At 66.8% G+C, this 15,313-nt stretch carries 11 protein-coding genes; 7 read left to right on the forward strand and 4 right to left on the reverse strand.

Features of this window, described 5'->3' with window-relative positions; translation table 11 throughout:
* Positions 1 to 274 precede the first annotated feature (274 nt).
* Together lepB and ACSYAO_RS01035 are read left to right on the forward strand one after the other, a co-directional pair.
* Positions 275 to 901 carry a signal peptidase I gene (gene lepB, locus ACSYAO_RS01030; RefSeq protein WP_049461671.1) on the forward strand — a complete coding sequence of 209 codons (627 nt, stop codon included), beginning with the start codon at positions 275 to 277 and terminating at the stop codon, positions 899 to 901.
* A gap of 123 nt (positions 902 to 1,024) precedes the next feature.
* Positions 1,025 to 2,281 carry an MFS transporter gene (locus ACSYAO_RS01035; protein ID WP_049461670.1) on the forward strand — a complete coding sequence of 419 codons (1,257 nt, stop codon included), beginning with the start codon at positions 1,025 to 1,027 and terminating at the stop codon, positions 2,279 to 2,281.
* A gap of 82 nt (positions 2,282 to 2,363) precedes the next feature.
* Here the strand turns inward: ACSYAO_RS01035 and ACSYAO_RS01040 are convergent, their stop codons facing one another.
* Together ACSYAO_RS01040 and ACSYAO_RS01045 are read right to left on the reverse strand one after the other, a co-directional pair.
* Positions 2,364 to 3,272 (reverse strand): LysR family transcriptional regulator, encoded by a 909-nt coding sequence (locus ACSYAO_RS01040; protein ID WP_049461669.1) that lies wholly within the window; start codon positions 3,270 to 3,272, stop codon positions 2,364 to 2,366.
* A 349-nt stretch (positions 3,273 to 3,621) separates the two neighbouring features.
* Positions 3,622 to 4,590 (reverse strand): LysR family transcriptional regulator, encoded by a 969-nt coding sequence (locus ACSYAO_RS01045; protein ID WP_049421009.1) that lies wholly within the window; start codon positions 4,588 to 4,590, stop codon positions 3,622 to 3,624.
* 110 nt (positions 4,591 to 4,700) lie between these two features.
* Between ACSYAO_RS01045 and aceB the strand changes: the two genes are divergently transcribed.
* The 4 genes from aceB to ACSYAO_RS01065 all read left to right on the forward strand — a co-directional run bounded on the left by aceB (position 4,701) and on the right by ACSYAO_RS01065 (position 11,685).
* Complete coding sequence (aceB, locus tag ACSYAO_RS01050; protein WP_049462808.1) at positions 4,701 to 6,323, forward strand: malate synthase A; 1,623 nt, start codon at positions 4,701 to 4,703, stop codon at positions 6,321 to 6,323.
* A 64-nt stretch (positions 6,324 to 6,387) separates the two neighbouring features.
* Positions 6,388 to 7,689: an isocitrate lyase gene (gene aceA, locus ACSYAO_RS01055; protein ID WP_004153647.1), complete on the forward strand. Its 1,302-nt coding sequence runs from the start codon at positions 6,388 to 6,390 to the stop codon at positions 7,687 to 7,689.
* Between the two features lie 420 nt (positions 7,690 to 8,109).
* A complete protein-coding gene (locus tag ACSYAO_RS01060; RefSeq protein ID WP_049462809.1) occupies positions 8,110 to 9,153 on the forward strand; it encodes a GGDEF domain-containing protein in 1,044 nt (347 codons plus the stop codon).
* A gap of 42 nt (positions 9,154 to 9,195) precedes the next feature.
* Positions 9,196 to 11,685, forward strand: a complete 2,490-nt coding sequence (locus ACSYAO_RS01065) for a putative peptide modification system cyclase (RefSeq protein ID WP_157805917.1) — start codon at positions 9,196 to 9,198, stop codon at positions 11,683 to 11,685.
* A gap of 3 nt (positions 11,686 to 11,688) precedes the next feature.
* On the opposite strand, the gene ACSYAO_RS01070 is transcribed toward ACSYAO_RS01065, so the two are convergent.
* Positions 11,689 to 11,976: an NHLP-related RiPP peptide gene (locus ACSYAO_RS01070; RefSeq protein WP_049462810.1), complete on the reverse strand. Its 288-nt coding sequence runs from the start codon at positions 11,974 to 11,976 to the stop codon at positions 11,689 to 11,691.
* 120 nt (positions 11,977 to 12,096) lie between these two features.
* Between ACSYAO_RS01070 and ACSYAO_RS01075 the strand changes: the two genes are divergently transcribed.
* Positions 12,097 to 13,293 (forward strand): putative peptide maturation dehydrogenase, encoded by a 1,197-nt coding sequence (locus ACSYAO_RS01075; protein ID WP_049462820.1) that lies wholly within the window; start codon positions 12,097 to 12,099, stop codon positions 13,291 to 13,293.
* Between the two features lie 18 nt (positions 13,294 to 13,311).
* On the opposite strand, the gene ACSYAO_RS01080 is transcribed toward ACSYAO_RS01075, so the two are convergent.
* Positions 13,312 to 15,312 (reverse strand): acetyl/propionyl/methylcrotonyl-CoA carboxylase subunit alpha, encoded by a 2,001-nt coding sequence (locus ACSYAO_RS01080; RefSeq protein WP_414574478.1) that lies wholly within the window; start codon positions 15,310 to 15,312, stop codon positions 13,312 to 13,314.
* Position 15,313 lies beyond the last annotated feature (1 nt).

A 15,313-nucleotide genomic window follows, 5' to 3' on the forward strand; every position in this document is an offset into this window, starting at 1 on the left:
CGGTGGGCACACGATGCGCGTGCTGCCCGTAAAGGTGCGATGCCCGCGGCCGGGCCGGCGCGTAAAACCTGCGTAACCCGTATTGTAGAGCCGAGCCCATGCTCGGCTGCCGTTACGTAGAGTCGAGCTTGCTCGACTGCTCTGCGCCTCAGTCGAGCAAGCTCGACGCTACAAGAGCAAGCCGAGCATGGGCTCGGCTCTACAGGTTCCAGGCGCGGGAACCTCCTGCGCCCGCATGTGGTCTGATACCGCTACCAACCACCCGGAGCCTGTCATGGATGCTGTTGCCCGTCCTCCCTTTTCCGAACGCGCGCTGGCCTGGCTGAAGAAGGAGGCGCTGCCGCTGCTGGTGATGCTTGGCCTGCTCGCCGCCGCCCGCGATACCCTCGCCAACCACTACGTGGTGCCCAGCGGCTCGATGCAGCCGACCCTGCAGCCCGGCGATCGGGTGGTGGTGGACATGCGCGCCTATGGCCTGCGCCTGCCGTTCACCGGCAAGGAACTGATGTCGACCGGCGTTCCGCAGCGCGGTGAAGTGGCGGTGTTCGATTCACCGGCCGACGGCACCCGCCTGATCAAGCGCGTGGCTGCAGTGGCCGGTGATCATGTGCAGCTGCGCGAAGGCCATCTGAGCATCAACGGCCAGCCGCTGCAGATTGCCGACCTGCAGGACGTGGAGGCCTTCGGCGACCGCCATGCCAGCCTCGACCTGGACATGGGCGGCGGCCCGGACATCGCTGACCTGGTGGTGCCGGACGGCAAGGTACTGGTGCTGGGTGACCACCGTGGCAACAGCTTCGACGGTCGCTTCTTCGGCTTCGTTGACGCCGACAAGCTCTACGGCCGCGCCGTGGCGGTGTACTACCGTCGTGGCGACGGTTTCGAGTGGCAGCGTCTGTAAGCTGAATTGATACTTCTTATGTATCAATCCTGACCTATCAGGTTATGGATCGACTGGATGGACGGGCCTAGTCTGAGGCCCGTTCCCTCCCACGCTTGGCCGCCCCACCGGCCCATCGATCCCATGACTGGCGAAACCGCGGCGGCAGTCGAACGCCGCCCCCCCACTGTCGATCCCATCGCCGAGACCCGCATCCAGCAGGGCACACCGGCCTTCCGCCGCACCGCGCTGGCGCTGTTCCTGGCCGGTTTCTCCACCTTCGGCCTGCTCTACACGGTGCAGCCGCTGCTGCCGGAGTTCAGCCGTCATTTCGGTGTGTCCGCCGCCGGCAGCGCGATGTCGCTGTCGTTGACCACCGGCACGCTGGCGGTGGCGATGCTGCTGGCCGGCCTGCTGTCCGATGCGGTCGGCCGCCGTCCTTTGATGATCGTCGCGCTGTTGGCCTCGGCCACGCTGTCGCTGTGCACGGCGCTGGTGGATGACTGGACCACGCTGCTGGTGCTGCGCGCGCTGCTCGGCCTGGCGTTGAGCGGCGTGCCGGCAGTGGCGATGACGTACCTGGTCGAGGAAATGGACAGCCGCGCGCTGGGCCTGGCGATGGGCCTGTACATCGGCGGCAACGCCATCGGTGGCATGAGCGGGCGCCTGCTGGCCGGCATCATCGCCGACCATTGGGGCTGGCGCTGGGGCATCGGCGTGGTTTCGATCATCGCCATCGCCAGTACCGTGCTGCTGTGGCTGCAGCTGCCACCGTCGCGGCACTTCCATGCACGTCGCGGCGGCCTGCGCCAGTTGCCGTCGCGCTGGCGCACGCTGTTCGCCGACCCGGGCCTGCCCTGGCTGTTCGCTACCTCGTTCGTGCTGATGGGCGTGTTCGTCACCCTCTACAACTACCTGGGCTACCACCTGCTGGCGCCGCCGTACCATCTAAGCCAGACCGTGGTCGGCCTGATCTTCAGCGTCTATCTGGTGGGCACCTTCAGCTCGGCGTGGATGGGACAGCAGGCGACGCGTTACGGCCGCGGCCGCATCCTGTCGATCTCGTTCGCACTGATTGGTGCCGGCATCGTGCTGTTGGCGATGCCGTGGCTGAGCACGATGGCACTCGGTATCGCGCTGGTGACGTTCGGCTTCTTCGGCGGTCACTCGGTGGCCAGCAGCTGGGTCGGCAGCCGCGCCGGTGCGATGCGCGCCGAAGCGTCGGCGCTGTACCTGTTCGCCTACTACCTGGGTTCGAGCGTGCTCGGTGGTGTGGGCGGCCTGGCCTATGCAGCGTGGGACTGGCTGGGTGTGTGCCTGTTCGCCGCCGTGCTGACCCTGATCGGCGGTGGCATCGTCTGGGCGCTGCAGCAGCGCGCCCCTCAGCCGGTGACGGCGTGAACCTGCTCTGGTAGATGCCGACCTTGGTCGGCGCCGTGGCCGTGGGCCAACCAAGGTTGGCCGCTACCGGGTGAGTTGCGCCTCACCCTTCCGCGAACGCCTCACGCAGCAGCCCAGCAAAATTGCGGATCAGCGGCGTCACACCCTCGCGGTGCCACGCCAGCTGCACTTCCGAATGCGCCCCGGCATCGGCCAGCGCCACGAAGCGCGCGCCTTCCACCCGGATGTGATCACAGGACGACGGCAGGATCGCCGCACCGAGACCGGCAGCGGCCAGACTGATCAGCGTCGATGCCTCGCCCGCCTCCTGCACGATGCGCGGGGTGAATCCCGCCGCCGCACACAGCGCGATCATGTGGTCGTGGATGCCGGCACCGGCACTGCGGCGGAACGCCACGAACGGCTCCTGCGCGAAGTCGCGCAGCGACAGCGTGCCCTGTTTCGACAGTCTGCGCAGGGCAGGGTGATCGGCATGCACGATCAACGCCAGCGGATCGACGAACAGGCTGTGCGCAACCAGTTCCGGCGGCAACGCGCGCTTGCGGATGATGCCCACGTCCAGGCTGCCATCGAGCAGTGCATCGATCTGCTGTAGGGTGTTCATCTCGCTCAGCTGCAGCCGCACCTGCGGATAGCGTTGGCGGTACTGCAGGATTGAACGCGGAATCTGCGGCGACAGCGGCGTGGCGCGGGTCAATCCGATGCGCAGCTCACCCTGCTCACCGCGCTGCGCGCGCTGCACCTCGTCCACCGCCGTTTCCACCTGCTGCACGATGGCGCGTGCACGTTCCTGCAGCAGCTCACCGGCAGGCGTCAGCTGCACACGACGATGGCTGCGCACGAACAGGCGCGCACCGATCAGGTCTTCCAGCTGGCGGATCTGCTGGCTGAGCGGCGGCTGCGACATACCCAGCCGCTCAGCCGCCTGGCCGAAGTGCAGCGTATCGGCAACGGCGAGGAAGTAACGCAGGTGGCGGAGTTCGATGGACATGGGGCCAGTCTAGCCAGACCGGCACCGGGCTTGTCGCCTTCTTCGATCGCTTTTCCGCCAGTCGAGTATGGCTCGACTCTACAAAATCCGGTTTCGATCATTTGCAGCGGGGGTCAGAGCCCATTGCGCAGCAACTGGATCCGACCCCGACAGATCGCGGGAATCTGTCAGAGGCGGGACGGCGTGGGTGGGCAGGACCGTTGGCGCCATGGATGGCGCCATCGAGCCCCCATGGACGGGTTTACGGCGTGTCCTGCCCACCCACGCCGCCCCGCCATCCCACGGATAGCCCGCTGTTGCCGTTGCTTCGGCTTCGGCAGGTGCAGGGCGCAGCCCTGCCGAACACCCCTCACCGCTCGGAATGCCCGCTCTGGTCGTAATCGCGCGGGCTGAACAACTCCGGCTGGATCAGCTCGATGAACGCCCGCGCCTGCGCCGACAACGCCTTGCCACGCCGCACGATCACCCCGTAACTGCGTTCCGGGAACCAGCGCTTCATCGACCGCGCCGCCAGCCGCTCGCGGTCAGCCTCGTTCAGGCACAGCGCCGGCACGATGGAAATGCCCATGCCCATCGCCACGTACTGCTTGATCACCTCCCAGCCACCCACTTCCAATGCCACGGTGTAGGCGATGCGGTGGCGCTGGAATACCTGGTCGACCAGGCGGTAGGTGATCTGCCGCTTCGGTGGCAGCACCAGCGGAAAACGCGCGATGTCGGCCAGTTCCAGCTCGCCACCGCTGGCCAGCGGATGGTCGTGCGGCGCGATCAGCACCTGCTCGAAACGGTAGGCCGGTGCGTAGCTGAGATCGGCCGGCACATCAGTCATCGAGCCGATCGCCAGGTCGGCGGCATCCTCGCGCAGCAGGTCGGTGCCATCGGCACTGATCGCGTTGTGCAGGGTCAGGCGCACGTCCGGATGGTGCAGGCGGAAGCGTTCGACGATCTTCGGCAGCAGGTACAGGATGGTTGAACTGTTGGCGGCGATGTTCAGCTCGCCCGCGTCCAGGCCGCGCACCTTGTCGCGGAAACGCGCCTCCAGCCCATCCAGGTTCTCCACCAGCGGCTGTGCCATCTCGTACAGCAGCTGGCCCTCGCGGCTGGGCACCAGGCGGCGCCCGCTGCGCTCGAACAACGGCACCCCCAGCTCTCGCTCCAAGGCCTGCAGCTGCAGGCTGATGGCCGGCTGGCTAACGAAAAGCGCCTCAGCCGCCCGTGAGACCGACCCCAGGCGCACGGTCTGGCAGAACGCGCGCAGCGGCTTCAACCGGTCGGATTTGTAGGAAAAACGCGGACTTGGCGGGGGGCGTGTGCTCATCGTGTCACAAGTATTAGCACAACTTATGTAGAGCATTGCAAAAACTGTTTTGCCAAATACTCGGCGCCGACGGCACCGTGGAGGCGTTCCCCCACCGCTGGAGTCGCCCCATGTCCGCCGTCGCTTCCGCTGTTCCCACCCCCGCCAGCAAGGCCACCCCCGGCATCGCCCTGGCGACCCGCGTGGCCGGCCAGGACACCCTGCTGCCGGCGCCGCTGCTGGCCCTGCTGGTGTCGCTGCACCGCGCGGTGGAACCGGGCCGGCAGGCACGGCTGCAGGCCCGTCGGGAGCGTCAGGCGTTCTTCGACCAGGGCGGCCTGCCGGACTTCCGCGAAGACACCACCGCGATCCGCAGCGGCGACTGGCGTGTTGCCCCGCTGCCGGCGGCGCTGCAGGACCGCCGCGTCGAGATCACCGGCCCGACCGACCCGAAGATGGTCATCAACGCGCTGAACTCCGGCGCCAAGGTGTTCATGGCCGACTTCGAGGATTCGACCTCGCCGACCTGGCGCAACCTGCTGGCCGGCCAGCAGTCGCTGGCTGCCGCGGTGCGTGGCGATCTCGAATACACCGCACCCAATGGAAAGCACTACGCCCTGCGCCCATACGACGAACAGGCGGTGCTGATCGTACGCCCGCGCGGCTGGCACCTGGACGAGAAGCACGTGCGCATCGATGGCCAGTTCATCGCTGGTGGCCTGTTCGACGCGGCGGTGTTCGCCTTCCACAACGCCCGCACCCTGCAGGCCAAGGATCGCGGCCCGTACTTCTACCTGCCCAAGCTGCAGAGCATGGAAGAGGCGGCGCTGTGGGAGACCGCGCTGTCGCACATCGAAGGCATGCTCGGCCTGCCGCACGGCCAGATCAAGGTGACCGTGCTGATCGAAACGCTGCCGGCGGTGTTTGAGATGGATGAGATCCTGTACGCGCTGCGTGACCGCATCGTCGGCCTGAACTGTGGGCGCTGGGACTACATCTTCTCGTACCTGAAGACCTTCCGCCGCCACGGCGACCGCGTGCTGCCCGAGCGCGGCCAGGTGACCATGACCCAGCCGTTCCTGAAGGCGTATTCGGAGCTGCTGATCCAGACCTGCCATCGCCGTGGTGCGCATGCGATGGGCGGCATGGCCGCGCAGATTCCCATCAACAACGATGCCGCCGCCAACGAACAGGCGATGGCCCGCGTGCGCGCCGACAAGCTGCGCGAAGTGACCGCCGGCCACGACGGCACCTGGGTCGCGCATCCGGCATTGATTCCGGTGGCGATGGCGATCTTCGACGAACACATGCCCGGTGCGAACCAGCACAGCGTGCTGCGCCAGGATGTGCGCGTCGGCCGCGACGAACTGATCGCACGGCCGCCCGGCACCATCACCCGCGCCGGCTTCGAAGGCAATGTGGAAGTCTGCGTGCGCTACCTGGCGGCATGGCTGGATGGCAACGGCTGCGTGCCGATCCACCACCTGATGGAGGACGCGGCCACCGCCGAGATCAGCCGCAGCCAGCTGTGGCAGTGGCTGCATACGCCGGGCCAGCAGCTGGACGACGGCACCGCCATCGACCTGGCACTGCTGGATGCCACGCTGGCGCAGCTGCCGGCACGGCTGGGTGACACCACCGCGCTGCCCGGTGGCGCACGCATCGGCGAGGCCATCGCCCTGCTCGGCGAACTGAGCCGCAGCGACGAACTGACCGATTTCCTGACCCTGCCGGCCTACGCGCGCATCGACTGACCGCCGCCCGCGTTTCCCGCCGTTTCCCTCCCCGCTGCACGCACGAACCGAACTGGAGAAAGACATGAGCAAGCTGCCCACTGCCGAACAGATCCAGCACGACTGGGATACCAACCCGCGTTGGGAAGGCATCCAGCGCAACTACAGTGCCGCCGACGTGGTGCGCCTGCGTGGCACCGTCCACATCGAGCATTCGCTGGCCCGCCTGGGTGCAGAGAAGCTATGGGCATCGCTGCATGAGCGCGAGTTCGTCAACGCGCTGGGTGCGCTGACCGGCAACCAGGCCATGCAGCAGGTCAAGGCCGGCCTGAAGGCGATCTACCTGTCCGGCTGGCAGGTGGCGGCCGACGCCAACCTGGCCGGGCAGATGTACCCGGACCAGTCGCTGTACCCGGCCGATTCGGTGCCGGCGGTGGTCAAGCGCATCAACAACACGCTGCTGCGCGCCGACCAGCTGCACCACGCCGAAGGCAAGGACGACATCGACTTCCTGCAGCCGATCGTGGCCGATGCGGAAGCCGGTTTCGGCGGCGTGCTCAATGCGTTCGAACTGATGAAGGCGATGATCGAGGCCGGTGCCGCTGGCGTGCATTTCGAAGACCAGCTGGCCTCGGTGAAGAAATGTGGCCACATGGGCGGCAAGGTGCTGGTGCCGACCCGCGAGGCGATCGAGAAGCTCAACGCTGCGCGCCTGGCCGCCGACGTGCTGGGCGTGCCGACCCTGCTGGTGGCACGTACCGATGCCGAAGCCGCGGATCTGCTGACCAGCGACATCGATGGCAACGACAAGCCGTTCGCCACCGGCGAGCGCACCGTGGAAGGCTTCTACAAGACCCGCAACGGCCTGGACCAGGCGATCAGCCGTGGCCTGGCCTATGCGCCCTACGCCGACCTGGTGTGGTGCGAGACCGGCAAGCCGGACCTGGAGTTTGCACGCAAGTTCGCCGAGGCGATCCATGCCAAGTTCCCCGGCAAGCTGCTGGCCTACAACTGCTCGCCCAGCTTCAACTGGAAGAAGAACCTGGACGACGCCACCATTGCCAAGTTCCAGCGCGAGCTGGGCAGCTACGGCTACAAGTTCCAGTTCATCACCCTGGCCGGCTTCCATGCATTGAACTACGGCATGTTCAATCTGGCCCACGGCTATGCACGTCGACAGATGAGCGCGTTCGTGGAACTGCAGGAAGCCGAGTTTGAAGCGGCCGAGCGCGGCTTCACTGCGGTCAAGCATCAGCGTGAGGTTGGCACCGGCTACTTCGATGCGGTGACCCAGGCGATCCAGCAGGGCCAGTCGTCGACCACCGCATTGACCGGTTCGACCGAGGAAGAGCAGTTCCACGGCGGGCGCAGCGAACGCGCGGCGTGATGCGGAAGTGCCGGCCGCTGGCCGGCAACCACGTGATCCTTCGGGCACCACAGGGAAGCCGGCCAGCGGCCGGCGCTACCGAAGCCTCGAAATCCGATCAGGGTGGCCAGGGAAGGGCCAGACAACGCCGGCCGGTCGGGGGACCTGCCGGCGTTGTTGTATCGATGCAAGGGAGCAGCGCGCAGCCAGCGTCAATCAGGCGCACCCCCGCGTGCCGGCAACTTGGCCGAAAGCCTGTGAAACCCAGCATCGGATTGATCCAGCAGGGGTTTTGCCCGGACACCCGTGACCAGAACGGGCCACCACCGATCTTCACATCAATCAAGATCGGCAGACGGGTCAAAATGAGATAGGGCGCACACTTTAAAGCGGTGCTATGCTCCGCGGCTCACCAGGGGACGCTGGCGGCGGGTGCAGGGAATGACCGGCAGGGGTGCGGCCGAGAACAGTGATGTGACGTCAGGTATCGCCCGGGTGGCGATGGCCGAGATCGTGCACGCGCTGCTGTCCGCTGCCGAGGTTGCATTGTTCGCCAGATTTGCCCGTCCATGCAAGCTTCATGCCGGACAGTGGTTGTTCCAGCGTGGCCATCGCGGCGAACGGATGTATGTGATCCTCCAAGGCCAGATAGAACTGGACTTCGGCGAGGACCTGGTGATCAAGACGCTCGGCCAGCATGAGTTCTTCGGTGAGCTTGGCCTGCTGGTCGGCGATCACCTGCGCAGCGCCAGTGCACGCGCGCTGGCCGACTGTGAAGTACTGGAGCTGGGCCCGGCCGACTTCCATCGCCTGGTGGAATCCGATCCCGGCCTGGTCGCCTACTTCCTGCGCCGTACGATCATGCGCGTGCTTACCAACGAGCAGGCGCTGATCAGCCAGCTGCGCCGGCGCAACCACGATCTGGAAACCGCGCTGGACAACCTGTACATCACCACCCACCAGTTGACCCACACCCGTGAACTGGTACGTACCGATGAACTGACCGGGCTGCACAACCGCCGTGGCCTCACCCTGTACCTGCAGGAGTGCCGCGAGCATGCCGAGGGGCCGCCGCAGGCGCTGCTGCTGATCGACTGCGACCGCTTCAAGCAGATCAACGACCGCCACGGCCACCAGGCCGGCGACCGTGTGCTGCAGAGCATGGGCAACATCCTGCGCTCGATGGCCGGCGAACAGGACCTGGCCTGCCGGCTCGGCGGCGATGAGTTCTGCCTGATCCTGCGCCGTGGCAACCATGAGATCGTGCAGCACGCGGCCGAGTTCATCCTCAGCGCGGTGCATGGCCTGCTCGAACGCAGTCATGGCACGCCGCATGTAAGCCTGGTCAGCATCGGAGCCAGCCTGCTGGCGCCGGAGGCGGGCTGGAGCGAGTGGTACGCCAACGCGGACCGCGCGCTGTACCAGGCCAAGCGCGATGGTGGCAACTGCCTGCGCTGGGGCGGCGACTCCGAAAGCGGACAATGAGCAGCAGAGGTGGCAATGGACGGCATTCCGGATTTTCTCCCGATGCAGAGTTCGCAGGTGCGGACTCTGCTGTTCACCGATCTGTGCGATTCGCTGCAGCTGGTCGAGCGGATCGGTGACATTGCCGCCGCTGAGCTGTTCCAGCAGCATGACCGCCTGGTGCTTGGCCTGCAGCAGCGCTGGAACGGCCAGCTGATCGATCGGTCTGACGGATTGTTCATCCTGTTCGAACGTCCCATCGATGGCATCGGCTTTGCTCTTTCCTACCAGAACGCCGTTGATGCACTGGGGCGCGAACGTGGCGTTGTTCTGCGTGCACGCGCCGGCCTGCACGTGGGTGACGTGCTGCTGTGGAACAACAGTGCCGAGGCCGTTGCCCACGGCGCAAAACCGGTGGAGGTGGAAGGCCTGGCCAAGCCCATGGCTGCGCGCCTGATGCAGCTGGCGTGGCCTGGACAGGTCCTGCTGTCCGCGGCCGCCGAACAGATGGCACGTCGGGCAGCCAGCGAACTGCCCTGGGCGGCTGACGAGCTGCGCTGGAAGGATCACGGCTGCTGGCGCTTCAAGGGCATCGGCGAACGCCAGGAAGTATTCGAAGTGGGATTGCGTGGCAGCGCCCCGCTACGTCGCCCGCGCTCGGGTGAAAAAGCGTGGCGGGATCTGCCGCTGTGGCGTCGCCCAGCGGCGCTGGTGACCGAGGCGGCACTCATGCTGGCGCTATGCGGAGTGCTGTGGACGCTGTTTCGGCCGGCACCGGCCATCGCCTTCGCCGAACGCGACTGGGTGATCGTGGCGGCGGTGCACAACGCCACGGCTTATCCCCAGTTGGACAGCAGCCTGGAGCAGGCGCTGTACATCAGCCTGGGGCAGTCGCGTTTCGTCAACATCCTCAGCGAGCTGAAGGTGCGTGACACCCTGCAGCTGATGCAGCGGCCGCCGCAGGCGCGGCTGGACCGCAGGCTGGCCATCGAGGTCGCGCTGCGTGACGGAGTTCGTGCGGTACTGATCCCCAGTGTGCTGGAGCTCAATGGCAAAGTACGGGTCAGTGTCGAAGTCGTGGATCCGCGTAGCGGACAGACCGTTTACACGCGCTTTGCCGACGGTCGCGGGCTGGATTCGATCCTCGCCTCGACCGATCAAGTGGTTGCGGCGCTGCGTACCGACCTTGGCGAAGCGCTTCGTGACGTCGGCGCAGACCAGCGGCCGCTGCCAACCGTGGCTACCGCCAATCTGGACGCACTGCATGCCTATGCCAAGGGCGTCGATGCAACGGCTGCCGCGCGCTATGACGATGCGTTGATGTTCTTCGAGCAGGCGACCCGACTGGATCCTGCCTTTGCCTTCGCCTACGTCGGGCAGATGAACATCCAGCACGCAAAGGGCAATCTGGAGCAGGCCGCGGCGCTGTACCGCAAGGCGGTCAGCCAACGTACGCACCTGACCGCGCGCGACCAGCTCTATCTCGATGCCTGGGCGGCCGATTTCGAAGGGGCACCGCCTGCACGCATCGCTGACAAATGGCGCATGCTGACCGAGTTGTACCCGGACGACCCGGCCGGCTGGATGAACTACTCGATGGTGCAGTTCGCGCAGGGTGACTACGATGGCGCACTGGCCGCGACGCAGCCGCTGCTGGGACGCCAGCATTCGCGCCGTGCATTGGTGCTGGCGTTTGTTGCACGCATCCAATTGGCCCGTGGCGAAGCCTCCGCAGCGGAAGCAGCCCTGCGCGGTGCGCGGCTGCACCCGGGTTGGAACGGCGATGGCATGGAGCCGGTGATTGCCGCATTGGCTGGCGACTTCGAAGCGGCCAACGCCGGGTTCACCGCGATGGGGCCACTGGGCCCCGGGACACGCATGGAGCGGGCTGCCGTGCTGACCATGCAGGGTCGCAGCGCTGAAGCTGCGGGCGACATGCAGCAGGCTGCGTCGCAGTGCCCCAGCGCAGGTGGGATGTGTGACATCCTCGCTTTGCAGGCGCTGGCCTGGCGTGCACGGCAAGGCGTTTCCGTGCCGGGGCAGGAGTACCAGCAGGTGCTCGATCGCGCGCTCGCGGCGATCGATCGTGGCCAGCCTGCATCGGCACGGCGCAACGCATTCATCGCTCTTGCCGCTGCCTACCATGCGCTGCGCGCCGGCCAGGCAACGGTGGTCATGCAGCGAAGGGACGCGCTGCAGGCGCTGCCCGAACGCGACGACGATCCCCGCCTGCGCGAACTGTGGAACCTGCTGCAGGCACGCATGGCCCTGGACGCTGGAGAAACGCTGCGTGCACAGCAGTTGTTGGCGCAGCAGCGCCAGGCAAGTTTGTTCCAGTGGCGCGTGCTGCAGTTGGATCTGCTGCGATCCCAGGGTCAGCACGATGCAGCGCAGCGTCAGCTGCGCTGGCTTCAACACCATGCCGGCCTGGCCTTTGCAGAGAACATCGGCGACTACGCACTGCTGCCGTTGAACGTGAACGACGTGCAGCGGCTGGCATTAATGGAGAGTCCCGTGGCCTCTCACAGCAGCCCGGACGCAGCGGCACCCTGATCGTTACTCCTGCTGGAGACCAGGCAAGCCATCCTCGAACAGGAACGGCACATTGAAGGCGGCGCGTGTCCCAAGCAGGGTCCGCATGCGTGATGCGGCCTGGGCGAACTCCATCTTGCTGCCCAGGGACGCCAGTGATGCACGGCAGGCACGCACGGTGTCTTCGTCCGCACCCAGTGCGAGCAGGGCCAGGCCGGGATCCTTGGCAAACTCGGACCGGAAGGCATCATCGCTGGCCAGGCGCTCCAGCAGCTGCTGGACAACGTCGGCGGAAAGGGGGGAAGCAGACATGGGATCAGCACCGGCAGAATGGGAAAATGGAATTATCGGCGGTGGCGCCGCGAAGTTGATGGGTACGTGCACCCGCCACGCTATGATCGGCGCCCCGAACAGCCCTCGGATGCCATTGCGATGAGATTCCGTCGTTGCCGGACCTTGTTCGTCGAGCCGGTCGAACGCCCGTCCTTCAACCTGGAGGAACTACTGGCTGGTGGTACCGGCGTGCAGCTGCAGCCGGTCCTGCAGGTGCGTGCGGCGCACCTGCCGTCGGTGCAGGTGATCGACGCGGAAAGCTGTGCCTGGTTGCTGGCCTGCAGTGCCGAACAGTGGCAGCCGTTGCCGGAAGCAGCGGACGCGCGCGGTCGGGTGCTGTCATTGCTGCAGCAGGGCCTGCTGGTCAGCGATGATCCGGCCCACGCCAAGGCCTGCGCTGCCGAGCAGCGCCTGCGCGATAGTCACTGGTGGCCGCTGTCGGCGGTGCACTACCAGCAGTCGTGCTGGGACGAGGTGGACAGCGTGCAGGACATGGAGCAGCACCAGCTGGTGACCGCACGCGATCTGGTGCGCAGCTACGGCAGTCCGCCACCCGAGGCACCTCCGCGTATACATGGCGCGCAGGCACTGCCGTGCTACGAGGATGATCCGATGCAGTCGCAGCTGCAGGCACGGGCTACCTGCCGCAACTTCGATAGCGCGCGTGCGCTGCCGTTGCCACTGCTGGCGCGCGTGCTGCAGCAGGTGCTGATGGCACAGGCCGAGGTGGAAACCGATCCAGGTGTGCGGTTCCTGAAGAAGAACGTGCCTTCAGCCGGCAGCCTGCATCCGCTGGAGGCCTACTTGCTGGTACGCAACGTGGAGGGAATGGCCCCGGGGCTGTATCACTACCATGCGGTGGCGCACGAGCTGGGCCGGCTGCCGGCACAGCCACAGGACCTGGAGTCGCTGTGCCAGCGCTTGCTGGCCGGGCAGCATTGGTTCGCCGATGCACACGTGCTGCTGGTGCTGGTGTGCCGCTTCGAGCGCAACTTCTGGAAGTATCGGAACCATGCCAAGGCCTACCGCGCTGTCACGCTGGATGCAGGCCATGTTTCACAGGCACTGTATGCGTCGGCCACCGCACTGGGCCTGGGCGCTTTTGTTACAGCGGCCATCAATGAATCCGAGGCCGGGCGTGCGCTTGGCCTGCAGCCGATGGCCGAAGGTGCGTTGGCGATCTGCGGGCTGGGCTGGCGCAGTGGCACAAAGATCACCGCGGAGCTGGACCCGGATGGCCACGTGTGGCCGCGGGCGGACCCACGCGCAGGGAATGCCGATGCAGCCGGGCCCTAGGGCCCGGCGCGTCATCGTTCACGCCGCTTCGAAGTCCACCAGCACCGCACCGTCACCCACCTGGTCGCCGGCCTTGGCGCGGTAGCCCTTCACCGTGCCGTCTGCCGGTGCCTGCAGGGTGTGCTCCATCTTCATCGCTTCCAGCACCACCAGCGGCGTGCCGCGCTTGACCTCGGTGCCGGCCGCGACCAGTGTCGCGACGATCTTGCCCGGCATCGGCGCCAGCAGGCTGCCGGCATCGGCCACGGCGTGGTCCGATTCGCCCACCGGATCGTGCAGGGTGAAGCGGTGCTGGCCATCGGCGCCGAACAGATACAGCTGGTCGCCTTCGCGCAGTAGCTGCAACGACCAGCGGCGCTCGCCCAGCAGCACGGTCAGATGCTGCGCATCGGCCGTGCCAAGCACCTGCACCGGCGCGGCGTCATCGCACTGCACGCGCCAGCCATCGGTCTGCGTCCACACCTTCAGCGTGTGCTTGCGTTCGCCCTGCTGCAGCGGCAGCACGCGCGGTGCCGATGCGCCAAGGCGCCAGCCGTCCTGGGCCTGCCACGGCGAATGCGGATCGCGCGCGTCGGTGCTGGCGCCGCCCGTGCTTGCAACCGCAGCCACCGCAGCCAGCTGCCACAGGGCATCATCCGTGTCGCCCACTGCACTCAATGCCGCCTGTTCGCGTTCGATCAGCGCGGTGTCCAGCTTGGCGTGCGCGAACGAATCGGTGTTGACCAGGCGACGCAGGAAACCGGCATTGGTGGTCACGCCCACCACCTGGCAGTCGGCCAGCGCCTGGCTCATGCGGCGCAGTGCGGCCTCGCGGTCCAGGTCCCAGACGATCAGCTTGGCAATCATCGGATCGTAGTACGGGGTGATGCTGTCGCCTTCCTCCACGCCGGTATCCACGCGCACATGGGCCGACGGGGTCGGAAGGCGCAGGCGGCGCAGGGTGCCGGTGGAGGGCAGGAAGCCCCGGTCGGCATCTTCGGCATACAGGCGCGCTTCGATGGCGTGGCCGTGGATCGCCAGCTGTTCCTGGCGCAGCGGCAGCGGCTGGCCCGAGGCCACGCGCAGCTGCCACTCCACCAGGTCGGTGCCGGTGATGTACTCGGTCACCGGGTGCTCGACCTGCAGGCGGGTGTTCATTTCCATGAAGTAGAAATCGCCGTCCGGGCCGGCGATGAACTCCACCGTGCCGGCACCGACGTAGCCCACCGCGCGCGCGGCATCGACTGCCGCCTTGCCCATCGCAGCACGACGTTCGGGACTCATGCCCGGCGCGGGTGCTTCTTCCAGTACCTTCTGGTGGCGGCGCTGCACCGAGCAGTCGCGCTCGAACAGGTAGACCGCCTCACCGTGGCTGTCGCCGAACACCTGGATCTCGATATGGCGTGGGCGCTCGACGTACTTCTCGACCAGCACATGGTCGTTGCCGAACGCCGAGGCCGCCTCGCGCTGGCAGCTGGCCAGTGCATCGACGAAGTCCTCGCTGCGCTCGACCTTGCGCATGCCCTTGCCACCGCCGCCGGCGCTGGCCTTGATCAGCACCGGGTAGCCGATGCCGTCGGCCTGTGCGCGCAGGAAGTCCGGCGCCTGCTGGTCGCCGTGATAGCCGGGGGTCAGCGGCACACCGGCCTCGGCCATCAGCGCCTTGGCCGCGCTCTTGTCGCCCATCGCGCGGATGGCGCTGGCCGGCGGGCCGATGAAGGTGATGCCGGCCGCCGCGCAGGCATCGGCGAAGTCGGCGTTCTCGGACAGGAAGCCGTAGCCGGGGTGGATCGCCTGCGCGCCGGTCAGGCGTGCGGCGTCGAGCAGGGCATCGCTGCGCAGGTAGCTCTCACGTGCGGCGGCCGGACCAATGTGGATGGCTTCGTCGGCCAGGCGCACATGGCGTGCGTTGCGGTCCGCATCGGAATACACCGCCACGGTGGCGATGCCGAGGCGGCGGCAGGTGGCGATGACGCGACAGGCGATTTCGCCACGGTTGGCGATCAGGACTTTGGTGAACATGGCAACAGACTCGGTCATG

It is taken from the genome of Stenotrophomonas sp. STK16_22, from assembly GCF_051984505.1.
Taxonomy (GTDB): domain Bacteria; phylum Pseudomonadota; class Gammaproteobacteria; order Xanthomonadales; family Xanthomonadaceae; genus Stenotrophomonas; species Stenotrophomonas maltophilia_A.

Bases quoted from the DNA above. Each gene is read 5' to 3' on its own strand.
- ACSYAO_RS01040 (WP_049461669.1), bottom strand. From the start codon at position 3,272: ATGTCCATCGAACTCCGCCACCTGCGTTACTTCCTCGCCGTTGCCGAT.
- ACSYAO_RS01070 (WP_049462810.1), bottom strand. From the start codon at position 11,976: ATGTCTGCTTCCCCCCTTTCCGCCGACGTTGTCCAGCAGCTGCTGGAG.
- aceA (WP_004153647.1), top strand. From the start codon at position 6,388: ATGAGCAAGCTGCCCACTGCCGAACAGATCCAGCACGACTGGGATACC.
- aceB (WP_049462808.1), top strand. From the start codon at position 4,701: ATGTCCGCCGTCGCTTCCGCTGTTCCCACCCCCGCCAGCAAGGCCACC.
- ACSYAO_RS01045 (WP_049421009.1), bottom strand. From the start codon at position 4,590: ATGAGCACACGCCCCCCGCCAAGTCCGCGTTTTTCCTACAAATCCGAC.
- ACSYAO_RS01065 (WP_157805917.1), top strand. From the start codon at position 9,196: ATGCAGAGTTCGCAGGTGCGGACTCTGCTGTTCACCGATCTGTGCGAT.
- ACSYAO_RS01075 (WP_049462820.1), top strand. From the start codon at position 12,097: ATGAGATTCCGTCGTTGCCGGACCTTGTTCGTCGAGCCGGTCGAACGC.
- lepB (WP_049461671.1), top strand. From the start codon at position 275: ATGGATGCTGTTGCCCGTCCTCCCTTTTCCGAACGCGCGCTGGCCTGG.
- ACSYAO_RS01080 (WP_414574478.1), bottom strand. From the start codon at position 15,312: ATGACCGAGTCTGTTGCCATGTTCACCAAAGTCCTGATCGCCAACCGT.
- ACSYAO_RS01035 (WP_049461670.1), top strand. From the start codon at position 1,025: ATGACTGGCGAAACCGCGGCGGCAGTCGAACGCCGCCCCCCCACTGTC.
- ACSYAO_RS01060 (WP_049462809.1), top strand. From the start codon at position 8,110: ATGACCGGCAGGGGTGCGGCCGAGAACAGTGATGTGACGTCAGGTATC.